The organism is Pseudomonas syringae, from assembly GCF_001698815.1.
GTDB classification, from domain to species: domain Bacteria; phylum Pseudomonadota; class Gammaproteobacteria; order Pseudomonadales; family Pseudomonadaceae; genus Aquipseudomonas; species Aquipseudomonas syringae_A.
Genome location: NZ_LGSI01000056.1, coordinates 129,698 through 153,770 on the forward strand (window position 1 = coordinate 129,698; position 24,073 = coordinate 153,770).

The 24,073-nt window shown below is 58.2% G+C and carries 21 protein-coding genes and 2 tRNA genes; 9 read left to right on the forward strand and 14 right to left on the reverse strand.

The window, feature by feature from the left end; genetic code table 11:
* The first annotated feature begins 345 nt into the window (after positions 1-345).
* From AFK24_RS19755 to recX, 3 genes are all read left to right on the forward strand, one after another.
* Entirely contained in the window at positions 346-861 is a 516-nt protein-coding gene (locus AFK24_RS19755; RefSeq protein ID WP_170826366.1) for a nicotinamide-nucleotide amidohydrolase family protein, read from the forward strand.
* Positions 862-954: 93 nt separating this feature from the next.
* Positions 955-2,022: a recombinase RecA gene (recA, locus tag AFK24_RS19760; protein WP_020289447.1), complete on the forward strand. Its 1,068-nt coding sequence runs from the start codon at positions 955-957 to the stop codon at positions 2,020-2,022.
* 6 nt (positions 2,023-2,028) lie between these two features.
* Positions 2,029-2,496 (forward strand): recombination regulator RecX, encoded by a 468-nt coding sequence (recX, locus tag AFK24_RS19765; RefSeq protein ID WP_065834831.1) that lies wholly within the window; start codon positions 2,029-2,031, stop codon positions 2,494-2,496.
* Positions 2,497-2,540: 44 nt separating this feature from the next.
* Here recX and AFK24_RS19770 read toward each other — a convergent pair whose 3' ends face one another.
* Both AFK24_RS19770 and AFK24_RS19775 read right to left on the reverse strand, forming a co-directional pair.
* A complete protein-coding gene (locus tag AFK24_RS19770) occupies positions 2,541-3,656 on the reverse strand; it encodes a TIGR00730 family Rossman fold protein (RefSeq protein ID WP_065834832.1) in 1,116 nt (371 codons plus the stop codon).
* A 240-nt stretch (positions 3,657-3,896) separates the two neighbouring features.
* A complete protein-coding gene (locus AFK24_RS19775) occupies positions 3,897-4,307 on the reverse strand; it encodes a quorum-sensing-regulated virulence factor family protein (RefSeq protein ID WP_065834833.1) in 411 nt (136 codons plus the stop codon).
* A 253-nt stretch (positions 4,308-4,560) separates the two neighbouring features.
* On the opposite strand from AFK24_RS19775, the gene AFK24_RS19780 reads away from it, so the two are divergent.
* The 3 genes from AFK24_RS19780 to AFK24_RS19790 all read left to right on the forward strand — a co-directional run bounded on the left by AFK24_RS19780 (position 4,561) and on the right by AFK24_RS19790 (position 6,614).
* Complete coding sequence (locus tag AFK24_RS19780; RefSeq protein WP_065834834.1) at positions 4,561-5,271, forward strand: tRNA-uridine aminocarboxypropyltransferase; 711 nt, start codon at positions 4,561-4,563, stop codon at positions 5,269-5,271.
* A 245-nt stretch (positions 5,272-5,516) separates the two neighbouring features.
* Positions 5,517-6,164, forward strand: coding sequence for a response regulator transcription factor ErdR (gene erdR, locus AFK24_RS19785; protein WP_065834835.1), 648 nt, complete (start codon positions 5,517-5,519; stop codon positions 6,162-6,164).
* 84 nt (positions 6,165-6,248) lie between these two features.
* Entirely contained in the window at positions 6,249-6,614 is a 366-nt protein-coding gene (locus tag AFK24_RS19790) for a diacylglycerol kinase (RefSeq protein ID WP_065834836.1), read from the forward strand.
* Between the two features lie 18 nt (positions 6,615-6,632).
* Here AFK24_RS19790 and AFK24_RS19795 read toward each other — a convergent pair whose 3' ends face one another.
* The gene (locus AFK24_RS19795; protein WP_065834837.1) at positions 6,633-7,571 is read right to left on the reverse strand and encodes a LysR family transcriptional regulator; all 939 of its coding nucleotides are present in this window, start codon (positions 7,569-7,571) and stop codon (positions 6,633-6,635) included.
* 122 nt (positions 7,572-7,693) lie between these two features.
* Here AFK24_RS19795 and fpr point away from each other — a divergent pair, with 122 nt between their 5' ends.
* On the forward strand, positions 7,694-8,473 hold the full coding sequence (fpr, locus tag AFK24_RS19800) for a ferredoxin-NADP reductase (protein ID WP_002554680.1): 780 nt from the start codon (positions 7,694-7,696) through the stop codon (positions 8,471-8,473).
* 130 nt (positions 8,474-8,603) lie between these two features.
* Here fpr and tsaA read toward each other — a convergent pair whose 3' ends face one another.
* The 5 genes from tsaA to rimO all read right to left on the reverse strand — a co-directional run bounded on the left by tsaA (position 8,604) and on the right by rimO (position 12,829).
* Positions 8,604-9,308, reverse strand: coding sequence for a tRNA (N6-threonylcarbamoyladenosine(37)-N6)-methyltransferase TrmO (tsaA, locus tag AFK24_RS19805; protein WP_065834838.1), 705 nt, complete (start codon positions 9,306-9,308; stop codon positions 8,604-8,606).
* A gap of 118 nt (positions 9,309-9,426) precedes the next feature.
* Positions 9,427-9,888, reverse strand: a complete 462-nt coding sequence (locus AFK24_RS19810; RefSeq protein WP_065834839.1) for a DUF1456 family protein — start codon at positions 9,886-9,888, stop codon at positions 9,427-9,429.
* An 89-nt stretch (positions 9,889-9,977) separates the two neighbouring features.
* Positions 9,978-10,688 (reverse strand): rRNA pseudouridine synthase, encoded by a 711-nt coding sequence (locus tag AFK24_RS19815; RefSeq protein WP_065834840.1) that lies wholly within the window; start codon positions 10,686-10,688, stop codon positions 9,978-9,980.
* 227 nt (positions 10,689-10,915) lie between these two features.
* Positions 10,916-11,371: a GNAT family N-acetyltransferase gene (locus AFK24_RS19820; RefSeq protein WP_065834841.1), complete on the reverse strand. Its 456-nt coding sequence runs from the start codon at positions 11,369-11,371 to the stop codon at positions 10,916-10,918.
* 114 nt (positions 11,372-11,485) lie between these two features.
* Positions 11,486-12,829, reverse strand: coding sequence for a 30S ribosomal protein S12 methylthiotransferase RimO (rimO, locus tag AFK24_RS19825; protein ID WP_065834842.1), 1,344 nt, complete (start codon positions 12,827-12,829; stop codon positions 11,486-11,488).
* Between the two features lie 274 nt (positions 12,830-13,103).
* Here rimO and AFK24_RS19830 point away from each other — a divergent pair, with 274 nt between their 5' ends.
* A complete protein-coding gene (locus AFK24_RS19830) occupies positions 13,104-15,002 on the forward strand; it encodes a potassium transporter Kup (protein WP_065834843.1) in 1,899 nt (632 codons plus the stop codon).
* Between the two features lie 181 nt (positions 15,003-15,183).
* Here the strand turns inward: AFK24_RS19830 and AFK24_RS19835 are convergent, their stop codons facing one another.
* From AFK24_RS19835 to AFK24_RS19850, 4 genes are all read right to left on the reverse strand, one after another.
* A complete protein-coding gene (locus AFK24_RS19835; protein WP_065834844.1) occupies positions 15,184-16,515 on the reverse strand; it encodes a virulence factor family protein in 1,332 nt (443 codons plus the stop codon).
* Positions 16,515-19,157 carry a bifunctional lysylphosphatidylglycerol flippase/synthetase MprF gene (gene mprF, locus AFK24_RS19840; protein WP_065834845.1) on the reverse strand — a complete coding sequence of 881 codons (2,643 nt, stop codon included), beginning with the start codon at positions 19,155-19,157 and terminating at the stop codon, positions 16,515-16,517. The genes AFK24_RS19835 and mprF overlap by 1 nt, the downstream gene beginning before the upstream one ends.
* Before the next feature lie 337 nt (positions 19,158-19,494).
* Positions 19,495-19,571 (reverse strand) — tRNA-Met (locus AFK24_RS19845).
* Positions 19,572-19,890: 319 nt separating this feature from the next.
* Positions 19,891-19,967: transfer RNA gene (locus tag AFK24_RS19850), tRNA-Met, on the reverse strand.
* A 248-nt stretch (positions 19,968-20,215) separates the two neighbouring features.
* Here AFK24_RS19850 and dinB point away from each other — a divergent pair.
* Positions 20,216-21,277, forward strand: a complete 1,062-nt coding sequence (dinB, locus tag AFK24_RS19855) for a DNA polymerase IV (RefSeq protein ID WP_065834846.1) — start codon at positions 20,216-20,218, stop codon at positions 21,275-21,277.
* Between the two features lie 17 nt (positions 21,278-21,294).
* Here dinB and AFK24_RS19860 read toward each other — a convergent pair whose 3' ends face one another.
* Both AFK24_RS19860 and AFK24_RS19865 read right to left on the reverse strand, forming a co-directional pair.
* Entirely contained in the window at positions 21,295-22,251 is a 957-nt protein-coding gene (locus AFK24_RS19860; protein ID WP_065834847.1) for a hypothetical protein, read from the reverse strand.
* An 85-nt stretch (positions 22,252-22,336) separates the two neighbouring features.
* Entirely contained in the window at positions 22,337-24,052 is a 1,716-nt protein-coding gene (locus tag AFK24_RS19865; RefSeq protein WP_065834848.1) for a proline--tRNA ligase, read from the reverse strand.
* Positions 24,053-24,073 lie beyond the last annotated feature (21 nt).

Consider the following 24,073-nt stretch of genomic DNA (forward strand, 5'->3'; position numbering starts at 1 on the left):
GTAAGGTTACCACGGGCGCTCCGGCCACGCAGGTCCGCTGCGTGGCGGCTTATTCGTGACTTTGCGTTTCGGGACGATCACAGAAATGAAATCGCTGTATAGACTTCGTTGCGTCGCCGGCCGATTGAGTGCCGGCTCTTATAAAAAAGGAATTTTATATGACGAACAAGCGTGCAAGGGATTCAGGTAGCGGGCGCTTCATTCCCGTCGAGGAAGCCAAGCGTCGACCGAGGGAAACCACGGTTGAAACCATCAAAAAGCCAGCGTGCCCGAAGAAGAAAGAATCTTGATGGATTTATGAAGGAACGGTTGCCTGCGCAGCCGTTCCCATTCTGGACGTGAGCAATGAAGGAGAATGTGTTGGACGAGATTACTCAGCTTGCCGCCAACCTTGGCAAACATCTCAAAGCGCTGGATGCACAGGTGACCACCGCTGAATCCTGCACCGGTGGCGGCATCGCCGAGGCCATTACGCGGATTTCCGGTAGCTCGGCCTGGTTCGAAGCCGGTTACGTCACTTATTCCAATCGACAGAAGCTCTTGCAGCTCGGAGTGCCAGACGAGCTGTTTTCGACGGTTGGCGCAGTCAGCCGGGAAGTTGTCGAAGCCATGGTACGCGGTGCACAGGCCCACAGCGGCGCACAGTTTGCCGTGGCAGTCAGCGGCGTCGCAGGGCCTGATGGCGGTTCGATCGACAAGCCGGTGGGTACGGTCTGGCTGGCCTGGGGGAACGGAGGAACGCTCATTTCCGAGCGGCGCCAGTTCGACGGTAATCGCGACGATGTACGCCGACAAACGGTAAAGGCCGCGCTAGAGGGGCTGATAGCGCTTGCTGGGACAGAAATTCCAACACAGGGGTAGGCGCGCGCTCAACCCTGTGGAATAATACTGTCTACTTATACAGGTGTTGTGGCCGTCAGGCCCCTAATTGAATTTGATTACGTGAGGACTTCAATGGACGAGAACAAGAAGAAAGCCTTGGCTGCGGCCTTGGGTCAGATCGAGCGTCAATTCGGTAAAGGTGCCGTGATGCGCATGGGTGACCATGACCGCCAGGCGATTCCTTCTATCTCCACCGGTTCGCTCGGTCTGGATATTGCGCTCGGTATCGGTGGCTTGCCTAAAGGCCGGATCGTTGAAATCTACGGTCCGGAATCTTCCGGTAAAACCACGCTGACCCTTTCGGTTATCGCTCAGGCCCAGAAAATGGGCGCAACCTGCGCGTTCGTCGATGCGGAACACGCACTCGATCCTGAATACGCCGGCAAGCTGGGCGTAAACGTCGATGACCTGCTGGTTTCGCAGCCGGACACCGGCGAGCAAGCCCTGGAAATCACCGACATGCTGGTGCGTTCGAATGCGATCGATGTGATCGTGGTCGACTCCGTGGCAGCTCTGGTGCCAAAGGCCGAAATCGAAGGCGAGATGGGCGACATGCACGTGGGTCTGCAGGCTCGTCTGATGTCTCAGGCGCTGCGCAAGATCACCGGTAACATCAAGAATGCCAACTGCCTGGTTATCTTCATTAACCAGATCCGCATGAAAATCGGTGTGATGTTCGGTAGCCCGGAAACCACTACTGGTGGTAACGCGCTGAAGTTCTACGCCTCGGTACGTCTGGATATCCGTCGTACAGGTGCCGTGAAGGAAGGCGACGAAGTCGTTGGTAGCGAAACCCGCGTCAAGGTTGTGAAGAACAAGGTGGCGCCGCCGTTCCGTCAGGCCGAGTTCCAGATTCTCTACGGCAAGGGTATTTACCTGAACGGCGAGATCATCGATCTGGCTGTGTTGCACGGTTTCGTTGAGAAGTCCGGCGCCTGGTACAGCTATCAGGGCAGCAAGATCGGTCAGGGTAAAGCCAACTCGGCCAAGTACCTGGCGGATAACCCGGAAGTCGGTGCTGCGCTTGAGAAGATGATTCGCGACAAGCTGCTGACTCCGGGCGTTGACACCAAGGCCGAAGGTTCACGTCCTGCTGTCGCTCCGGCTGCTGACATGGCTGAAGCTGACGTCGATATCTGATAGTTCATGTCTGCGATACTGGACACACCCGTCGCCATCCGGCGAACTGCAATGGACCTGCTCGCGCGTCGCGAGCACGGTCGTGTCGAGCTGACGCGTAAACTGCGTCAGCGCGGCGCACCTCCCGAATTGATCGACCCGGCCCTGGACCGTTTGACGGAAGAAGGGCTGCTCTCAGAATCCCGCTACCTTGAAAGCTTTGTTTCCTATCGTGCGCGCTCGGGCTACGGGCCTTTGCGCATTCGTGAAGAGCTCAACCAGCGCGGCTTGCAGCGTGGGGATATCGAACAGGCGTTGCGTGAATGCGGCTTCGATTGGCAGGAGATGCTTCAGCAAACCTGGCAACGCAAATTTGCCGGGCACCTGCCGATCGATCCCCGTGAACGAGCCAAACAAGGCAGGTTTCTGAGTTATCGCGGTTACCCGCTGGATATGATCGGCCGCTTGCTCAGCGGCCGGGGCGGGGACGACTGATCACCCCGCTGACCTTGCATCACGGACCAATCAGGTGCGAAGAATCAGGTGACTTTCACCGACGTGCGTTGGTGATGGGGTTGAGTGTCTGTTTTGGTCCAGTTTTCCGGCTGGTTGATATAGTCGACCAACTCTCGCAAACGGCCGTAATTGCGGCCAGTAAAGGTAAAGGCAAGCCGGGTCAGATGGCTGAACTGGGCCTCGTCGTGTTCTTCTCCCGCATAGCTGTGTTGGTGGAAACCTTCCGCCAGGCGCAGGTCAGCGAACGCTTCCTGCATATGCTCCATCGCCGGTTCGCTGAGGGAGTGGTGCATACGGATGACAAACTTGTTCTTCAGCCAGCGACTTGAATGGAAGTTGTTGTAGAACTGGTTGATTTCTTCGACCGCTTCTTCAGCGCTGTAGACCAGACGCAACAGCTTCATATCGTTGGGCAGGATGTAATGATTGGCTTCCAGTTGGGCCTTGATGAAATCCAGGGCGCCTTGCCAGAAGCCTCCGCCAGGTGCGTCGAGCAGCACGATAGGTACCAGTGGGCTTTTGCCAGTCTGGATCAGCGTCAGAACTTCCAGTGCTTCATCCAGCGTACCGAAGCCGCCAGGGCAAAGAACCAGCGCGTCGGCTTCCTTGACGAAAAACAGCTTGCGGGTGAAGAAGAAGTGGAAAGGCAGCAGGTTGCTGGTGCCTTCTATCGTCGGATTGGCATGTTGCTCGAAGGGCAGGGTGATATTGAAACCCAGGCTGTGCTCGCGACCCGCACCTTCATGCGCCGCAGCCATGATGCCGCCGCCGCCGCCGGTGATGACCATCAAGTCGGCTTGCGCCAGTACCTGCCCAAGTTCTCTGGCCAGGTTGTACATCGGGTGCTCGGCAGGGGTTCGCGCGGAGCCGAAGACTGTCACTTTGCGCCGTCCCTTGAATTGATCAAGGGTCCGAAATGCATTGTCCAGCTCGCGGAGGGTCTGCAGGGTGATTTTCGCGTTCCAGCGGCTGCGATCATCCTGAGCCATGCGCAGCACGGTCAACATCATGTCGCGGTAGAGCGGAAGATTCGGGCTGTCAGGGGCTACGACTTTGATCAGTTCTTCAATTTGCCGGGCGAGGTCGACACCGTTGCCCTGAAAGTGTGTTGAAAGAAGGTCATTCGGTACGTAAGGCATTCAAAGCTTCTCCATGCGCAGAATCATCATCCTGATCAAAGCTGATCGTTCGAACAGGAAGCCTGGCTCTTTTCGATGATGTGCTTATAGCATTGAAGCTGGCAACGATTGTCTGCGTCGGAATCATGATTTATGGGGATGTGTTGCGCGCAGAACACGATGGTCTGCAGGGGGAGAACTCTGTCAGGTGGCGCGCCGCTGAGCAAGCATTGGGCGCCACCTGTTACCAGCAGGAATCAGTTACTTCTTCACAGCACAGTCGGTTGCCTTGAACATCTGGGTGGTAACCGGACGATTGGTCTTGTACTCGGTGAACTGATACTTGAGTACCGCGCCTTTGGTCATCAACTGACGATAGCCGTTGTTGTGACAAACGCTGTTACCCAGTTGATTGCGCACGGCATCCGGGTTGGCGCGCATCTGTTGTGCCTGCCCTTCGCGCACACTCAGGTGGTTGATCAGCGCGTTGCCTTCAACCGTGTAGCCTTGATCGAGAATGTCTTCGTTGATCGCCCGTGGTGTACCGACGCTGCTTTCCTTCGCGACTTTTTCAAGCATTTTGCTCAGTTCGAATTCCTGCTTGGACGCCGCATTGGCGCACAGTGGAGCAACGAGCAACAGCGTAAGGGTGGGAACGATAAGGCGCAGCATTAAACTCTCCTGATTCAGTGACTGGCCGTTGGACCGGAAACATAAAAGTACGTTCACTAAGCAGGCTGCCAGATGCAGATGCTTCAGCGGGGGCGAAGTATAGAGGACGAGCCGATACAGCTCCTAGGCCGAAAACAGATTCCTGGGAGGACAGCGCAACGGTTGACCGCGCTGCTCTGGTAAACTTCGACAACTTATTACCTTCTCGGGGCAACCCAGTGTCAACGCCTTCTGTTCATCGGTGCACTCAACCATGAGTCATGCCGTTTCCCGTCTGCGCGATCAACGCCTGGCGCAAAGTACCAAGCCGTTCATTGCCCGCGGATCACGCGCGCCACGGTGCCCCGGCTGTCGGGTAATTTCCGATTATTGCCTGTGCGCCTGGAAACCGAGTGTGCCGGCTACGTCGGGCATGTGCCTGTTGATGTACGACACTGAGCCTTTGAAACCTACCAATACCGGCTGGCTGATTGCTGACGTGATCAAAGATACCTACGCATTTGGCTGGTCGCGGGTCGAGATCAATCCGCAACTGCTGGCATTATTGGACGATCCGCAGTGGCAGCCGTACATCGTTTTTCCTGGTGAGTTTGTCCCGGAGGAGCGCGTGGTCAGTGAAGTCAGGCTCGAACCAGGTAAGCGGCCGCTGTTTATTTTGCTGGATGCGACCTGGACCGAGGCCCGCAAGATGTTTCGCAAGAGTCCGTATCTGGAGCGTTTTCCAGTGTTGAGTCTGGAATCGGAACAGCTGTCTCGCTACCGACTGCGCCGCTCCAAGCGCGACGACCATTTCTGTACGGCCGAAGTCGCGGCGTTGTGCCTTGAACTGGCGGGCGATACCCACGCCAGCGGTGTTCTGGATGCTTATCTGGACGTGTTCACCGCGCATTATCTGGGGGCCAAATTTCAAAACCCTATTGATGCGCAGGACGCCGCCCACACTCACTTGAAAGCTTTTATATAGATAGCTGATCTGCGGCGCTCACCCGCTGAAGATAATTGCACAATAAGCAATAACGTTTCACCAAGCATGGCGCTTGACCACCCCGACTTCGCTGGGCATGCTTGGCGCCGCATAAAGGATTGGACGCTTGTTTTTGTGGGTTTGCGTCGAATGTGCTGTGTCGCCCAACGAGCATTTGCTGGCATTTCCGAATGCCTTGCTGAGCAGCGATCGGATCGCTGCTCCTATAAAAACAGGATCACCCAATGACCTACGAAATCCTGATTGCCGATGACCATCCGCTATTTCGCAGTGCGCTGCATCAGGCATTGAGCCTCGGGCTCGGCCCGGATGTCCGGTTGGTAGAGGCCGACAGCATTGCTCAGCTTGAAACTCATTTGGGTGAAAAGACCGATTGGGATCTGGTTCTGCTGGATCTGAACATGCCGGGTGCCTACGGTTTTTCCGGTTTGGTGCTGTTACGCGGGCAGTATCCGCAGATTCCTGTGGTAATGGTCTCCGCTCAGGAGGAAGCGTCGATTGTCGTACGCTCCAAGGAGTTCGGCGCCAGCGGTTTCATCCCCAAATCCAGTTCCCTGGAAACCATCCAGCAAGCCGTGCGCGCGGTTCTCGAAGGGGATGTCTGGTGGCCAGCGCAGGTCAATGAGCACGTCAGTGTTTCGGCTGAAGCCAAAGCAGCCAGTGCTGGCCTTGCGAGTCTGACTCCACAGCAATTCCGGGTACTGACCATGGTCTGCGAAGGTTTGTTGAACAAGCAGATCGCCTACGAACTGAGCGTCTCCGAAGCGACCATCAAGGCGCATGTGACCGCGATTTTCCGCAAGCTGGGCGTGCGTACTCGCACTCAGGCCGCGCTGCTCCTGCAACAACTGGAATCGATTTCGCCAAACTGATTGCGTGCGCAGCGCCGTGGGTTCACGCTTTTTTGACTTGTCCTGAATTAACTTCGCTTTTTCTATTCAAGCAGCAGCCTACCTATGTCTCCTTTCAAAGGCCAAACCGGCCTCAAACGTATCTTCAATGCCACCGGCTATTCCTTTGACGGCCTGTCCGCCGCTTTTAAAGGCGAGGCTGCTTTTCGGCAGTTGGTATTGCTGAACGTGATCCTGATTCCCGTGTCTTTCCTGTTTCACGTCAGCAAGGCCGAGCATGCCTTGTTGATCGCTGTCTGCCTTCTGGCACTGATCGTTGAATTGCTCAATTCGGCTGTCGAGGCCGCGATCGACCGGATTTCCCTGGAATTGCATCCGCTTTCCAAGAATGCCAAAGACATGGGCAGCGCCGCACAGCTCATTGCCCTGGGGATGATCGCCGTGGTCTGGGGTTTGATCCTGCTGGGTTGAAGCACCAGTCCAGGACGCTTAGACACCAGCCTGATAAATGCTTGGCAGGACAATTTCATCACTGCGTCGGATGCCCGTGGTGAATGAGCGGCACAGATCGAGAAATTCGCGCATGGCGGAGGTTTGATACTTCTGCTTGTGCCAGATGAAATAGAACTGCCTGATCAGGTCCAACTCCGGCGTTTCGACGGCCACCAGGCTGCCGCGTCGGAAAGCATCGCGCAGGGCCAGCCGGGAAATACAGCCAATTCCCAATCCCGATTCCACCGCACGCTTGATCGCCTCGGTGTGTTCCAGCTCCAGTCGCACATTAAGTGCGTTGCGGTGATGGCGCATGGCTTGATCGAAGGTCAGACGAGTGCCGGAACCCTGTTCACGCAAGATCCAGGCTTCTTCGGTCAGTTGATCGAGACTGGCATGGCCACGCTTGGCCAACGGATGCTGCGGCGCACAGAACACCACCAGTTCGTCTTCGACCCAACGCTGCACTTCGATGTCCGGGTGCGTGCAATCGCCTTCAATCAGACCTAGATCAATTTCGTAGTGAGCAACTTGTTGCACGATATGCTCAGTGTTCTGCACGTGCAGCTTGACCTGGCTTTCCGGGTGGCGCTGCATGAAGCTGCCGATCAGCAGGGTTGCCAGGTAGTTGCCGATAGTCAGTGTCGCGCCGACCGCCAGTGAGCCGAAACCGGATTTGCCGTTGAGCAGGTCCTCGATCTCCTTGGCCTGATCCAGCAGCGCGACGGCCTGCGGCAGCAACTGGCGGCCTGTGGCGTTGAGGCTCAGGCGTTTGCCGGCGCGGTCGAACAGCTGACAGCTGGATTGGCGTTCCAGTTCTGTAATTGAGGTACTCGCCGCTGATTGCGACAAGGACAGCAGTATGGCCGCACGGGAAACACTTTCCTGTTGTGCGACGGCGACGAAGACCTGGAGTTGACGCAGAGTAAATCGCATATCTATATAACCGATAACCTATATCTTGATAATCCAGTTAACAGATATTGTGTCTGCCACTAGAATATCGCGCAATAGCGCTCTTACCCGGCGCGGGTGAAATTTCAGGAGTTCCTACGTACATGAGCAACATGAACCACGAGCGTGTCCTTAGCGTCCATCACTGGAACGACACTCTCTTCAGTTTCAAGTGCACCCGCGACCCAGGTCTGCGTTTCGAGAACGGTCAGTTCGTCATGATCGGTCTGCAGCAGCCAAATGGTCGCCCGCTCATGCGCGCTTATTCGATTGCCAGCCCAAACTGGGAAGAGCATCTCGAGTTTTTCAGCATCAAGGTGCCGGACGGTCCCCTCACGTCGCAGCTGCAGCATTTGAAGGAAGGCGACGAGATCATCATCAGCAAGAAACCTACGGGTACGCTGGTGCTGGACGACCTCAAGCCGGGCAAGCATCTTTACCTGCTGAGCACGGGTACTGGCTTGGCGCCGTTCATGAGCGTCATTCAGGATCCGGAAACCTACGAGCGTTTCGAAAAGGTCATCCTGTGCCATGGCGTTCGTTACGTGAACGAAGTGGCCTACCGCGAATTCATCACCGAGCATCTGCCGCAGAACGAGTTCTTCGGTGAAGCCTTGCGTGACAAGTTGATCTACTACCCGACCGTTACCCGCGAGCCTTTCGAGAACGAAGGCCGGCTAACCGATCTGATGCGCAGCGGCAAGCTGTTCAGCGACATCGGTCTGCCGCCGATCAATCCTCAGGATGATCGCGCGATGTTGTGCGGTAGCCCGAGCATGCTCGACGAAACCAGCGAAGTGCTCAACAGCTTCGGCCTGACTGTTTCGCCGCGTATGCGCGAGCCGGGTGATTACCTGATCGAGCGTGCGTTCGTCGAGAAGTAAGCGACGTGCGCAGCTGAATTACAACGCGGGATGTGCTGCAAGGTACATCGCGCTTGTGACGAAAAAACCGCCTGGGGGTCACGGACCAGGCGGTTTTTTTGTGGGCGACGTTTGGTCTGTCGGCTGCGACTCAGCTTGTGGCCAGAACGACCTCAAGCACGCGAATCAGCCCGGCTTGCGGATAATGCCAGCGTACATCCAGATCCCAGAGTTGCGCACCGTAGCGACGCTCCGGTGTCGGCACTTGATAAGCCGGTCTCGGGTCCTGGGCCAGGCATTGCTTGATCAGTTCAACCAATGGCTCGCCCAGACGCAGCGCATGTTCGTGGGCCTGACGCAGCGCTTCATCCGTCCACTGAACCGGGATCAGCTCGGGTGCGGCGCTGGCGATGGTGTTGCTCGCTGTTGGCACGCTGTCGGCATAGGGCACGTAGGGTTTGACGTCCAGCACCGGCGTGCCGTCCAGCAAGTCGATGCCGGATAACCACAGGCGTCCGGCTTCAACCTTGTCCAGCTTGACCACTGACTGGCCTATGCCATTCGGCCGATGGGTCGCGCGGGTGGCGAACACACCCATGGACTGATTGCCGCCCAGGCGCGGCGGTCGCACTTTCAGGCGTGGCTTGTCTTCCAGTGCCAGATGAAACAGGAACAACAGCCAGACATGGCTGACCTGTTCCAGACCCTGCACGGCATCGCCCTGATCAAACGGCGCCACCAGTTCCAGCACACCGCGAGCCGCCGGAGCGAGCTGCGGCTGACGCGGGATGGCGAACTTCTCCTTGAAGCAGGAGCGCACGTAGCCGATGGGGGAGACGTTGTAGGAATCAGGCATGAGGGTTAAGGCCAGTCATCGCAATTGAATGTCAATCCGTAGGACCGGCTTCAGCCGGGAGAATGTCCTCCCGGCTGAAGCCGGTCCTACAAGTCTGGGATCAAGGATGCGGTCTGGATCAGCCGCGAACCCGCAGGGTCAAGCCTTTGAGGAAGTTGCGCAGCAACTGGTCGCCACAGGTGCGGTAGTTGCTGTGACCGAATTTGCGGAACAGGGCGCTCAGCTCAGGCTTGGACACAGGGAACTCGGCGGCCTTGAGGGCTGCGTGCATGTCTTCTTCCTTGAGCTCGAAGGCCACGCGCAGTTTTTTCAGGACCGTGTTGTTGGTGATTGGCAGTTCAACCGCGTGTGGCGGACGGCTGTCGTCCTTGCCGCGCTTGAAGATCACCAGGCCATCGAGGAAGTGCGCCATGATTTCATCGCTGCAATCCAGATAACCTTCTTCGTCTTCTTTCTTCATGAAGGCGATCACGTCGGCCTTGGAGATTTCGAAGCCTGCCAGCTTGACGATATCGACGATTTTGCCGTCGCTGATATCAAGCATGTAGCGCACGCTGCGCAGTACGTCATTGTTCATCATGGTGTGTTCGAGTCCTGGTAAGACGGGTGTAACGCCGCAGAAGCTGACCGCTGCGGCACTGAATGGGGGCTGGATCGGTAGTGCGTGGGTCAGAACTTCTCTTTGCTGGTCATATAGCGCCACTGGCCTTCGGGCAATTTGCCCATCGACACGCCGCCGATGCGGATGCGGCGCACCGAAACGATCTTCACGCCAACGGCTTCGCACAGTTGGGCAATGATGCCCGGCTGCGGGTTTTTCATGGCGAAGCGCAGGCGGTTTTCGTTCTGCCAGCTGGCTTTGACCGCAGGTAATTCCTTACCTTTATAGGTCAGGCCGTGATTCAGGCGATTCAGGCCGTGGGCCACCATATCGCCGGTAATCTCGACAATGTATTCCTGCTCGATCTTGCTGCGGTCGTCCGTCAGCTTGCGCAGGATTTTCCAGTCCTGGCTGAACACCATCAAGCCGCTGGCATTGGCCTGCAAGGTCGAAATGGGTTCAAGGCGCAGGAAATGCCCTTTGAGTGGACGCTTGCCGAAGCTGTGCTCTTCGGACAGGGTGCCCGGCGTGATCAGCGCCAATGCATCGGCGTCGCTCATTGCAGCCGGCTTGTGCAGGATGATCGTCACCGGTTCCGGCGCATCAGCCTTGGCTGCAGGGCTGAGTTCAACGGTTTGCGTGTCGACCTTAAACTGTGGTTCTTCGATGACTTCGCCATCCACGGTGACCCAGCCGCCTTCGATATACAGCTCAGCCTCCCGACGGGAGCAGCCGATCAGCTCGATAAGACGTTTGGAGAGGCGGATGGGTTCTGACATGACAAAGAGCCGTTACTTAAGAGAAAGGCGCTTATTGTACCCGTGCACGCCCGGTTAATCGCGGCAACATTACAAATGGGCCGGAATCAGTGGTGACGGCTCAGTTGTTGGAGCGAGGCTTGCCCGCGAACGTCGCCATTTCAGGCGATCGATAAGTCGACAGAAAATCCGGTTCGCGGGCAAGCCTCGCTCCAACGGGCCGCGGACGACGGGAGATTCCCCAGCGATCAGTTTGGCTTCAAGCGCATGCGCAACATTGGGTACGGCTGGCCCAGACCGTCAACCTCGGTACGGCTGACCACTTCGAAACCATGTTTGAGATAGAAACCCAGCGCCTGCGGGTTCTGCTCGTTGACGTCCAGTTCTTCTATGCCGAAATGTTCGATGGCATGGGCAAGCAGCAGTTTTCCCAGGCCCTCGCCGCGATGTGCGGGGTCGATGAAGAGCATCTCCAGCTTGGTCCTGCTTACGCCGGCAAAACCAGTGATGTTCATGTGTACATCCCGACCGCAGAACAGCGTGACGCTATCCAGATAGCGCGAGAGAAGCAGGCTCTTGAGGATCGAGATATACGAGTCGGGAAGAAAATCGTGGGTGGCACGGACCGAGTCTTCCCAAACTTGCGTCAGTTTCGGGTATTCGTTCTTGTCGGGGATGAAAATCTCGTGATGCTGGTCTTGCATGGGCTTGGCTCCGTCTGGCCGCTGTGCAAAGGAAAGTCGCCAGTCTGTTCGACCCATAAAAAGCCCCGCCGTTTGAAGGGCAGGGCTGATTTACTTCAGGCTACGAACAGGCGATCAGAGCAAATCCGCCCACAGATCGTATTCATCGGCGTCGGTCACGCGACACATGATCTTGTCGCCGGGGTTGACCTGGCTGCCGGCTTCGAGGGCGATATAGACGTTACCGTCGATTTCCGGGGCATCGAAGAAGCAACGGCCTACTGCGCCTTGCTCGTCGACTTCATCGATCAGGACTTCGATTTCCTTGCCGATCTTCATTTGCAGGCGCGCTGCGCTGATGGCCTGTTGATGGGCCATGAAGCGGTCCCAGCGATCCTGTTTGATCTCGTCCGGAACAATCGGTGCGTCCAACAGGTTGGCCGGAGCGCCTTCGACCGGGGAATACTGGAAGCAGCCAACGCGGTCGAGTTGGGCTTCGGTCAGCCATTCGAGCAGGTACTGGAAGTCTTCTTCGGTTTCACCCGGGAAGCCGACGATGAATGTCGAGCGGATGATCAGGTCCGGACACTGTTCGCGCCAGTTCTTGATGCGTGCCAGGGTCTTGTCTTCAAAGGCCGGACGTTTCATCAGCTTGAGGATTTTCGGGCTGGCGTGCTGGAACGGGATATCCAGATACGGCAGGATTTTCCCGGCAGCCATCAGCGGAATCAGTTCGTCGACGTGCGGGTACGGGTAAACATAGTGCAGACGAACCCAGACACCCAGCGAGCTGAGAGCCTGGCACAGTTCGGTCATGCGCGTCTTGACCGGCGCGCCGTTCCAGAAACCGGTGCGGTATTTAACGTCCACGCCATAGGCGCTGGTGTCCTGGGAAATCACCAGCAGCTCTTTGACGCCAGCCTTGACCAGACGCTGCGCCTCATCGAGCACATCGCCCACCGGACGGCTGACCAGTTTGCCGCGCATCGACGGGATGATGCAGAAGCTGCAGCTGTGGTTGCAGCCTTCGGAAATCTTCAGGTACGCGTAATGGCGCGGGGTCAACTTGACGCCTTGCGGCGGAACCAGGTCGATCAGCGGGTTGTGATTGAGGTTCGGCGGCGCGGCGTCGTGGACGGCATTGACCACTTGTTCGTACTGCTGTGGCCCGGTTACGGCCAGAACACTGGGGTGCACGTTGCGGATGACACTTTCATCGACGCCCATGCAACCGGTCACGATCACTTTGCCGTTTTCGGCAATGGCTTCACCGATAACTTCCAGTGATTCAGCCTTGGCGGTGTCGATGAACCCACAGGTGTTGACGACAACGACGTCGGCATCCTGATAGGTCGCGACCACTTCGTAGCCTTCCATGCGCAGTTGAGTAAGGATGCGCTCGGAATCCACCAGGGCCTTCGGGCAACCCAGGGAAACAAAGCCAACCTTCGGGGCGGAAGGCGTGATAACGGTGGACATGGCGAACCTCGGCGTAAGTGGTGCGTCGGCACCGGCTGGGCGTTGGTATCCGATAGCGGATACGTGCGCCTCTGGTCAAAAAGTGCGCAATTCTAGCGGTCAGTCCTGCGATTGACCAGCTTTATGCAGAGAATTACGACGAGTGCTGCGCTATGCTTCGCGGCGTTACCGGATATGTCGAATTCGCTGGCTTCGATGGCACCTGATAAGTGTCGGCAGGCTCAAAGCATCATCTTGTGTCGAGTGGCGCGAGCCTTGGTTTCTGGAGTGGTAGATGAGTCAAGCAAGTAGTCAGGCTGAGACCGGGCAAAGCGCAGCCAAACCCTTGAGTTTGCTGATGGCGGCGGTGGGTGTGGTATATGGCGATATCGGCACCAGCCCGCTGTATACCCTCAAGGAAGTGTTTCAGGGTGGTTATGGCGTAGGGGTCACTCATGACGCGGTGCTGGGCATTCTGTCATTGATCTTCTGGTCATTGATCTGGGTCGTTTCGTTCAAGTACATGGTGTTCATCCTGCGCGCCGACAACCAGGGCGAGGGCGGCATCATGGCGCTCACGGCCCTGGCGCGACGGGCCTCGGCGAGCAAGCCGAAACTGCAGGCGGTCATGGTGGTCTTCGGCTTGTTCGGTGCGGCGCTGTTTTACGGCGACAGCATGATCACCCCGGCTATTTCCGTGCTGTCGGCCATGGAGGGTATGGAACTGGCTTTCGATGGCCTCGAACGCTGGGTAGTGCCCATGGCGCTGGTGGTGCTGGTCGGGCTGTTCCTGATCCAGCGGCATGGCACTGCACGCATCGGTGTGCTGTTCGGCCCGGTCATGGTCACCTGGTTCGTGGTACTGGGCTTGCTGGGCATTCATGGCATTTTGCGCCAGCCGGAAGTGCTGCACGCGATGAACCCGCTGTGGGCCGTGCGCTTCTTTATCGTCCATCCGGGCATTGGCGTGGCGATCCTTGGCGCGGTGGTGCTGGCGCTGACCGGTGCTGAAGCGCTGTATGCCGACATGGGCCACTTCGGTCGCAAGCCGATTGCCCGCGCCTGGTTCATCCTGGTGTTGCCAGCGCTGGTGCTCAACTATTTCGGTCAGGGCGCCCTGGTGCTCGAAGACCCGGAAGCCGCGCGCAACCCGTTCTACCTGTTGGCGCCGAGCTGGGCGCTGCTGCCGCTGGTGGGGCTGTCCACGCTGGCGACGGTCATTGCGTCTCAGGCGGTGATTTCCGGCGCGTTTTCCATGACGTTGCAGGCGATCCAGCTGGGTTACATCCCGCGCATGCAGATCCAGCACACCTCCAGCGATGCCCAAGGCCAGATCTACATTGGTGCGGTCAACTGGTCGTTGATGGTTGGCGTGATTCTGCTGGTGCTGGGCTTCGAGTCTTCCGGCGCCCTGGCTTCGGCGTATGGCGTGGCGGTTACCGGCACGATGTTGTGCACCACGATTCTGGTGTCGTCAGTCATGCTGCTGTTGTGGAAGTGGCCTGCATTCCTGGCCGTGCCGTTGTTGCTGTGTCTATTGCTTGTGGACGGCCTGTTCTTCGCCGCCAACGTGCCGAAGGTCATTCAAGGCGGGGCATTTCCGGTGATCGCCGGCGTGGTGCTGTTCATCCTGATGACCACCTGGAAGCGCGGCAAGCAGTTGTTGGTTGATCGTATCGACGAAGGCGGACTGCCACTGCCGATCTTCATCAGCAGCATCAAGGTTCAGCCGCCGCATCGGGTGCAGGGTACAGCGGTATTTCTCACTGCCCGCGCCGATGCCGTCCCGCATGCCTTGCTGCATAACCTGTTGCACAATCAGGTGCTGCACGAGCAAGTGGTGTTGCTGACCGTGGTCTACGAAGACACGCCGCGAGTACCGGCGCAGCGACGCTTTGAAGTCGAGGCCCATGGCGAAGGCTTTTATCGGGTGATCCTGCATTTCGGCTTCATCGACGAGCCGGACGTGCCGGCCGCGCTGAGCCTGTGTCATTTGAAGGAGCTGGACTTCAGCCCGATGCGGACCACTTACTTCCTCAGTCGCGAGACAGTGATCCCGTCGAAAATGGTCGGCATGGCGCGTTGGCGCGAGGCGCTGTTCGCTTTCATGCTCAAGAACGCCAACGGCAACCTGCGCTTCTTCAAGCTGCCGTTCAACCGGGTGATCGAATTGGGGACGCAGGTGGAGATGTAATCCTCCTGTGGGAGCGAGCTTGCTCGCGAAGATCGGTATTTTCCAGCGCCTGATCTGTTGCTTTCGCAAGCAAGGTGGATCGCCACCCCGGTCGCTCCCACACAGTTTCTGCATTCCCCGCAGAAAAAAATCCCCGCACCTCAATAAGGTTGCGGGGATTTTTTATGCCTTGCGCAAGCTTCTACTTGCTCTCGGCTTTGCCCTGACGCTTGTCGATGGCGGCGATCAGGCGTTTGGCCAGTGCCGGGTAGTTCTCATCGAAGTGGTGACCGCCAGGAAGCTGCAGCTTCTCGCCCACGGCCGTGGTTGCGGTGCAGCCGCTTTCATCCTTCTCTTCGATGCCGTAGACGCACAGCACCTTCTCGGCAGGCAGCTTGGCCATCTCTTCGCCGGTAGTGGCTTCCTTGCCAGCAGTGCCGAGCCAGCCGTCGACATGGATCTCGAAGCTGCCGGTGCGGGCGAAAGCGAGGAGGATAATGCCGTCGATGCGGTTCTGTTCCTCGGGGGGCAGGCGATTGTAGACCGCCGGCATCACGTCAGCACCGAAGGAGTAGCCAGCGAGAATGAAGCGCTTGGTGCCCCACTTCTGACGGTAGTGCTGCATCAGCTCGGTGAGGTCGGCGGCAGTCTGCTCCGGCGTCTTGTGTTCCCAGTAATAGCGCAACACATCGATGCCGACCACCGGATAACCCAGGTTGGCCATGTCGCCGGCCACTACCTTGTCCAGGTCGCGCCAGCCGCCGTCACCGGACATGAACAGCGTCACCGTGTCGGAGGGCTGCGCAGACGGGACTTCCACCACCGGCACGCCGACGCCGCCACCCTTGTCATCTTCTCCGATCAATTTGTGGCGCAGTTCGCTGTTTAAAACCTGTGGCAGCTTGATGTCGTAGTCGCTGATGCTCGTATCGGCGTTGGCCTGGTCACGCACAAACGCCGCAGGCGCGTCGTCGGGCGCGTCGTTCCATGCAACCATCCAGTGGCCGTGGGGCGCGGTTTTTGGCAGCGCCACGTCGCAGATCACTGGCGCGGGCTCGTCGGCCTCGACCACCGGAGCCGGCTGGGACGGGACTTCCAGGTAAAAACCTACCGAAATCGCCTCTGCATCGTCGTCGTCCTGACCCGCGAGCCAGCGCCAGGCCAATGTCGCCCCCGGGCCGATACCGCCGACGACGGTCGGTGCGTCATCCAGCTGTTGCAGGGCGTCGTTGAAGGTTTTTTGCTGCAGGACGCAATTGTCCTTGGGCAACACCACCTGAATGATCCGTGCGGCGGCATCCTGGCTCAAGGCCTGCAATTGCTTGTCGGTGAGTAAGTCGTCAGCAGTGACCGCCAATGCAACCCGCACCTTGGTCCGGCTGCCCGGCGTTACATCGGTCAGCGCCGAGCCGTCAGCCAGGGTGGAATGTACAAGGGTTGCCGGCGGAGCAGGGCGGTTCCACAACCAGACCCCCAACGCCACGACGAGAATAACCAGGGCTGCGAGCAAAAAGCGCCAGTAGCGTTGAATCATCAGCGTTTCACCAATCCAGTCAGGCCGCCTGCAATCAGGGCAGCGGTGTCAGCCAGTGCCACCAGCGGATCGAGTCCGGCGGGCACGGCCATATAGCGAGGTTCCCAGTCAGGCTGGAATTTGTCCTTGAAGCGCCGCAGGCCCTGGAAGTTGTAGAGTTGCTCGCCACGGCGGAACACCATCGAGCCCAAACGCTGGGTCAAAGGTGCGCCACGCCGCGGCTGCAAGCCTGACAACGGCACCATGCCCAGGCTGAAGCGTTCGTAGCCGTGCTGTTTGTAATACAAAATCAGCCCGACCATCATGAATTCCATGGTTAGTTTCGGTGCATCCGGATGCGCGCGCATCAAGTCCAGGCTGGCCAGATCGTGGCGCGACGTCTCCAGCAGGTTGGCGAACGCTACCGGCTTGCCTTCAAAGTGAATGATGGCGATGCGGAAGTGCTTGAGGTATTCCGGGCTGAAACGGCCGAGGGAAAAGCCCTTTTCCCGGACGTTCTTGCCAGTCAACCAGGCGTCGGAGATCACCTTCAGCTCATCCAGCGGTGCCTGACCTGCTTCGTAGATCTCCAGCGACAGACCATCGCGTCCGCCCCGGTTCCAGGTGTAGCGCAGGTCTTTCATTTCCTTGCCCTTGGCTTCGATGTCGAAGCGGCGCAAGTCGACCCGGGCTTCTTCGCCCAGCTTGATCGCGGTCAGGCCGATGTCCATGTAGAACGGCAGGTTCTCGGCGCGGACCTGATAAAACACCGGGCGCGCATGGTGGACGTCGCACAGGTCGCGGAACTGCCAGATGAGTTCGGCGCGCTGCTGGGTGGGTCCAATCGGGTCATACAAGGCCACGAGGCTGCGGCCACGGTGCGAGTACATCAAAAAGGCATCACCACTGGGGTGCAGCAGGATCGCCTTGTCGCCGGTCAACACCAGCCCGCCATCCGGTTGTGACGAAGCGTTGACGATTTCGGCGGCCTTGGCCAGCTCTGCCGCGTCGGGGAGTTTGATCACCGGCCGTGCCGTGCGCAGCAGCCAGGTTAGCGACACGACAACCAGCAGCACTGCGCTGCCCAGCGCCGAGCGCAAGGCGCGCGGGGCATCGGCATCCAGAGTGAACTGCCACCAGAGTTGATGGCTGTACGGGACGTCCTGATAGGCAAACAGCAGCAGCCAGATCGAAGCGCCCAACACGCAGACGCTCGCCACCAGATACAGCGGCGAGAAAGGCAATTCCAGCAGGCGGCTCGGTCGGTAGAACGAGCGACGGAAAACGCCCAGCAGGCAAGCAGTGAGAATCAGCAGGATCGCTTCTTCCCAGTCGAAGCCTTTGAGCATCGACAGCACCGAGCCGGTCACCAGCAAAATGGTGGTCAGCATCCATGCCGCCGAAAGGCGACGGCGCAGTCCTTGAGCCAGCAACAGGCACAGCACGCCAATCAGGCTGGCGCCGAAGTGCGAAGCATCGATCAAGCGATGCGGGATCAGAAAACCGAGGTTTTCCAGGCGGGTGTCGATTTCCGGCGTTGCACCCGAGAACAGCAGCACCACCCCGGAAAGAAACACCAGCAGTGCCAGAATCGGTGCCGCAAGGCCCGACGCGACGCGCATCGCCTGTTTGGTTGGCAGCAGGCGCTGACTTTCGGTGAACAACAGGGTCAGGCAGGCCAGCAGCAGCGGCAGCACCACGTAGATCAGCCGATACAGCAGCAACGCGGCAGCCAATGGCGCGGCGCCCAGTTCATTGGCGAACGCAGCGAGCAGAATGGCTTCGAAAACTCCCACGCCACCGGGAACATGACTGAGCACGCCCGCAGCCAATGCCAGCAGGTAAACCAGCAGGAACGCACCAAATGGTGGGGATTGCGGCAGCAGCAAATACAGAACCGTGGCCGCTGCGGCGACGTCCAGCGCGGTGATCACCAGCTGCATCAGCGTCAGGCGCAGGCCTGGCAAACGCAGTGTTCTTCTGCCAGCACGCACCAATAGAGTGTGTGGGATCGTTTGTTCCGGCAGACGACGGCGATACACCGCCATGGTCAGCAGCGCGGTCAGAATCAGCACCCCGATTGCAATCGCCGCGAGTATTCCCACGGGCAAGTGCAGGGCCAGGGAAGCGCCGGACAAATTGCTCAAGGTCGCGAGTGCAGCCAGTGGCGGCAGGGCGCAGCCCAGTGACAGGCTGGCGAACAGCGTCATGCGTGCGACTTCTATCGCGCCCACGCCTTTGCGGGAATACAGCCGATAACGCACCGAGCCGCCGGACAGCATCGAAAGCCCGACTGCGTTGCCGATGGCGAACGCGGTAAAGCCGCCCATCGCCAGGGTCTTGTTGGGCAGATCAACCCCGGCATATCGACTGGCGGACCATTCGTAGCCCAGCAGGATGATAAAGCCGACAATCATCGCCAGCACGGCACCTGCCAGGGATGGCAGCGGCACGCTAAGCAGCGAATCATGCAGCGCATAAAGATCCAGCTCGCTCAGCATGTGCCGGCAAGCTATCAGCGCGATGGCGAAAAGCAGCAGCGTAACGGCCAGGCCGATGGGTTGGCGATACTTGCTCAGCAGCTCCAGCCATTGCAGGCGAGCAGGTTGAATAGGTTGATTCGCCGTGACTGCTTCATTGGGTTCTGACGGGTTGGCGCGCATCAATCACTCCTTGGATCGTGCGCGACAGGATGGAGGTATGCAGCCAAGTTACCAATCCCTACGCAAAAAATATTTCGAGATGTTAGCGCGTCAACGTCTAACGAGCGAATGGAGCGGATTTTGTCTGTGTCTCTTAAGCGACTATTGAGTCACAAAAGTCTATCGGCCGACCATGGAAAAACTGTCGCCCACAGCAATATTACGTTACAAGCGTGAAAATGAGATGAAACCTGCAATGCAAAATAGCCTTTTCTGACAAGCGCTTAGCTTCACTGGAGCGATGCTTTTCTTACGGGCACAAAAAAGGCCACTCTTTCGAGTAGCCTTTTTTGATGTTTGGTTGCGGGAGCCGGATTTGAACCGACGACCTTCGGGTTATGAGCCCGACGAGCTACCAGACTGCTCCATCCCGCGTCTGTGTGGCGGCATTCTACAGCCGAACGACGAGGTGTCAACCTTTAATGCTAAATGAGGGTAAATGAGTGCGACCAGGCAGGAGCCGTAGGACCGGCTTTAGCCGGGAGCCGCCCTCCCGGCTAAAGCCGGTCCTACAGAATATTGCGGACCGGCGTATTGCAATCAAGGGGATGAAAAACTGACAGACACAAAAAAGGCCACTCTTTCGAGTAGCCTTGTTTGATGTTTGGTTGCGGGAGCCGGATTTGAACCGACGACCTTCNAAAACTGACAGACACAAAAAAGGCCACTCTTTCGAGTAGCCTTGTTTGATGTTTGGTTGCGGGAGCCGGATTTGAACCGACGACCTTCGGGTTATGAGCCCGACGAGCTACCAGACTGCTCCATCCCGCGTCTGTGTGTCGGCATTCTACGCCGGATCGCTGTGCTGTCAACCGTTAGTTTAAAAAAACTGCTTTTCCTTCAATCGCTTAGCGGCGCCTATTGAGGCCTGATGTGGCTGTGACGCCTTGCCGTGCGGGGTTATGGGCCAAGTTTGGGCGTTTTCAGCTAAGGTTTCATGACCATTCGCACATCACGCAGTGCCACATCCTGATGCCAATGAGATACTGCGCGACCTTACCTCTCGCAAATCGCCCTACATGACGCAGCGAAAAATCATTCATGTCGACTGTGACTGCTTCTATGCCGCCATCGAAATGCGCGATGACCCGCGACTGGCGAGCAAACCGCTGGCAGTAGGTGGTTCGGCGGATCGACGCGGCGTGATCGCGACCTGCAACTATGAAGCGCGCGCCTATGGAGTGCGCTCGGCGATGTCATCGCGGCATGCTTTGAAGCTGTGTCCGGATCTGACCATCGTCAAGCCGCGCATGGACGCCTATAAAGAAGCATCGAAGGAAATCCAGACGATCTTTCGGGATTACACCGATCTTATTGAGCCGTTATCGCTGGATGAGGCATTTCTGGACGTGTCCGATGCGAGCCACTTTGGCGGCAGTGCCACGCGCATCGCTCAGGACATACGCCGTCGTGTGTCCAATCAACTGCATATCACCGTCTCGGCGGGCGTTGCGCCGAACAAATTCCTCGCCAAGATCGCCAGTGACTGGAAGAAACCCAACGGGCTGTTTGTGATCACGCCGGATCAGGTCGAGGATTTTGTCGCACTGCTGCCGGTCAACAAGCTGCATGGCGTTGGCAAGGTGACAGCCGACAAGCTCGGCAGACTGGGCATTGTCACCTGCACCGACCTGCGGGGCTGGAGCAAGCTGTCGCTGGTTCGTGAATTTGGCTCTTTCGGCGAGCGCTTGTGGGGGCTGGCTCATGGCATCGACGAAAGGCCGGTGCAAAACGACAGCCGACGGCAGTCGGTGAGTGTGGAAAATACCTACGATACGGATTTACCAGATCTGGCCAGTTGCCTGGAAAAATTACCGGAGCTGATGGAAACCTTGTCCGGGCGCATGGCGCGCATCGCCGACAACTATCGGCCTGGCAAACCCTTCGTAAAAGTCAAATTCCACGATTTCACGCAGACGACCCTTGAGCAATCCGGGGCGGGACGGGATCTGACCGGTTTCCAGCAGTTGTTGACCCAGGCGTTTGCCCGCGGCGACAAGCCGGTGCGGTTATTGGGGATCGGTGTGCGTTTGCAGGATCTGCGCAGCGGTCACGAACAGCTGGAGCTGTTCGCGCCCTGAGCACGCAGCAGGGGATGTCAGTGCTTGGCGCCGGGATCCGCGACCAGGCGACCCGCATCCTTGGCCAGGGACTTCACAAACTCATGCTGCAACTGGGGATCATTGCGCGTCAGCTCGATAAGGCTCTGCTCCAGTTCGCTGGCTTCATCTTCAAGCCCCAGCTCCGAGAGACGCTTGACGCGATAGACCCACTGGCTGACTTCATCATCCTCCAGGTCATCGTAGATCAGGCTGTGCGCCTCAAGTAACTTGCCACGCAACAGCTTGCTGATGGGCAAATCCGCATTGGCGTGAACCTTGTCCTGATCGTCTTCGACGCTGAAGTAGATTCGCGTGACGTGGCTCAGGTCCTGCTCGGCAAATGGACTGTCCAGCAGGCTCAGGCGCAACACGCCGTTGCGATCAGTGGTCAGCTCGTGGGTTTGCGTGCCTGACTTGACCAGTACCGGGCGTTCATTCCAGGGCAGGGTCGAGTTTTCGATGCGCTTGTCCTTCTGGACTTCGTCGATGTGCGCCAGGTTTTGTTGCGCCCGGCCGTTGGACGGCGCGTTCATGAACGGGTTGAGCCCGGCAACGCCATAGTTGATCCAGTCCTTGGTCACGCTGTCCGGCAGTTGCCCGAAGGCGAGCACGTTGACCACGTTGGCGCCGACACCGGCCACCACCGCGACGGCACCCAGCGGAATCTCATAGATTTCCCGCCACGGCTGATACGCGGTGTAACGATCGTAGCGGCGGGTGACTTCGAATTCGGTGACTTCAAAGGTTTTTTGTTCATGGATGCGCACGCGGCGCTGAGGCAGCTCAAGGGTCTTGGGCTCACCCATATCAATTTGCAGGGTATGTTCGAGCAATTTGCGTTCGACACGCTCTTCATGCTCGCTGCGTTGTGACAAGTGGTTGGCACAACCGCTGACAAGCAGGCTGGCGCACAGAGCTGTACAGCCGAGGCTTAAGGATCTTCGCTTGAACATGGGATCTCTTGATGCGGATAAGGCGCGGTGCCTGAAATGGGCGCGCTCCATGCTCGTTTTGGCGAGCGGCGGGCGCGCCCATGACTCAGCGGCGGATACGGGCCTGGATAAACGACAACACGTCAGCAACCGGCAGGGCCTGGGCCTCAGGCTCGATGCGGCTCTTGTACTCAAGATTGCCTTCGGCCAGGCCGCGGTCGCTGACCACGATGCGATGGGGGATACCAATCAGCTCCATGTCGGCAAACTTGTTGCCGGGGCTGGTTTTCTTGTCGCGGTCATCCAGCAGCACTTCGAAACCAGCGGCTTTCAGTTCGGCATAAAGCTTGTCAGTGGCTTCGCGAACCGCTTCAGTTTCATAGCGCAGCGGAACCAGGGCGATCTGGAAGGGCGCCAGAGTATCATTCCAGATAATGCCGTTGGCATCGCTGTTCTGCTCGATGGCTGCGGCGACGACCCGGGAAACGCCGATGCCGTAGCAACCCATGGACAGGTTGACCGGCTTGCCGTTTTCGCCAAGGACCTGGCATTTCATGGCTTCGCTGTATTTGGTGCCCAGCTGGAAAATGTGACCGACTTCGATGCCGCGCTTGATCTCAAGCGTGCCTTTGCCGTCCGGGCTTGGATCGCCAGACACGACGTTGCGCAGGTCGGCAACGGTCGGAACAGGCAGATCGCGTTCCCAGTTCACGCCAAAGTAGTGCTTGTCGTCGATGTTGGCACCGATGCCGAAGTCGCTCATCAGTTCTACCGAACGGTCGATGATGCAAGGCAGCGGCAGATTCAGCGGGCCCAGCGAACCGGCACCGGCGCCAATGGCGTCGCGCAACTCGGCTTCCGATGCCATGACCAGCGGACTGGCAACCAGTTCTTGCTGGGCAGCCTTGATCTCGTTCAGCTCATGATCGCCACGGATGATCAGTGCGATCAGCTTGCCTTCTTCAGCAGCATGCACCACCAAGGTCTTGATGGTCTTTTCGATAGGCAGATTGAAGCCTTCGACCAGTTGCGCGATGGTCTTGGCGTTCGGGGTATCGATCAGGCGCAGCTCTTCGGTCGGCGCGGCGCGAGAGGTTTCCCGGGGAATCGCTTCGGCTTTCTCGATGTTGGCGGCGTAATCGGAGCCATTGCTGAATACGATATCGTCTTCGCCGGACTCGGCCAGCACGTGGAACTCATGGGAGCCCGCGCCGCCGATGGAGCCGTTGTCTGCTTCCACTGGGCGGAATTTCAACCCAAGGCGGGTAAACACGTTGCAGTACGCCTGATGCATGCGGTCGTAGGTTTCCTGCAGGGAAGCCTGATCGGCATGGAAGGAGTACGCGTCCTTCATGACGAACTCGCGGCCGCGCATCAAACCGAAGCGTGGGCGGATCTCGTCGCGGAATTTGGTCTGGATCTGGTACAGATTGATCGGCAGTTGTTTATAGCTGTTGAGTTCGTTGCGGGCCAGATCGGTGATCACTTCTTCGTGGGTCGGGCCCAGGCAGAATTCGCGATTGTGCCGGTCGGTCAGGCGCATCAACTCAGGACCGTATTGTTCCCAGCGGCCGGATTCCTGCCACAGCTCTGCGGGCTGGATGCCCGGCATCAATACTTCGAGTGCGCCAGCAGCGTCCATTTCTTCACGAACGATGGCTTCGACCTTGCGCAACACGCGCAGGCCCATGGGGAGCCAGGTATAGAGGCCGGAAGCAAGTTTGCGAATCATGCCGGCACGCAGCATCAGCTGGTGACTGACGACGACCGCATCGGAAGGGGTTTCTTTCTGTGTGGCGAGCAAAAATTGACTGGTGCGCATGGGAGGCCGTTGTCGGTTGCT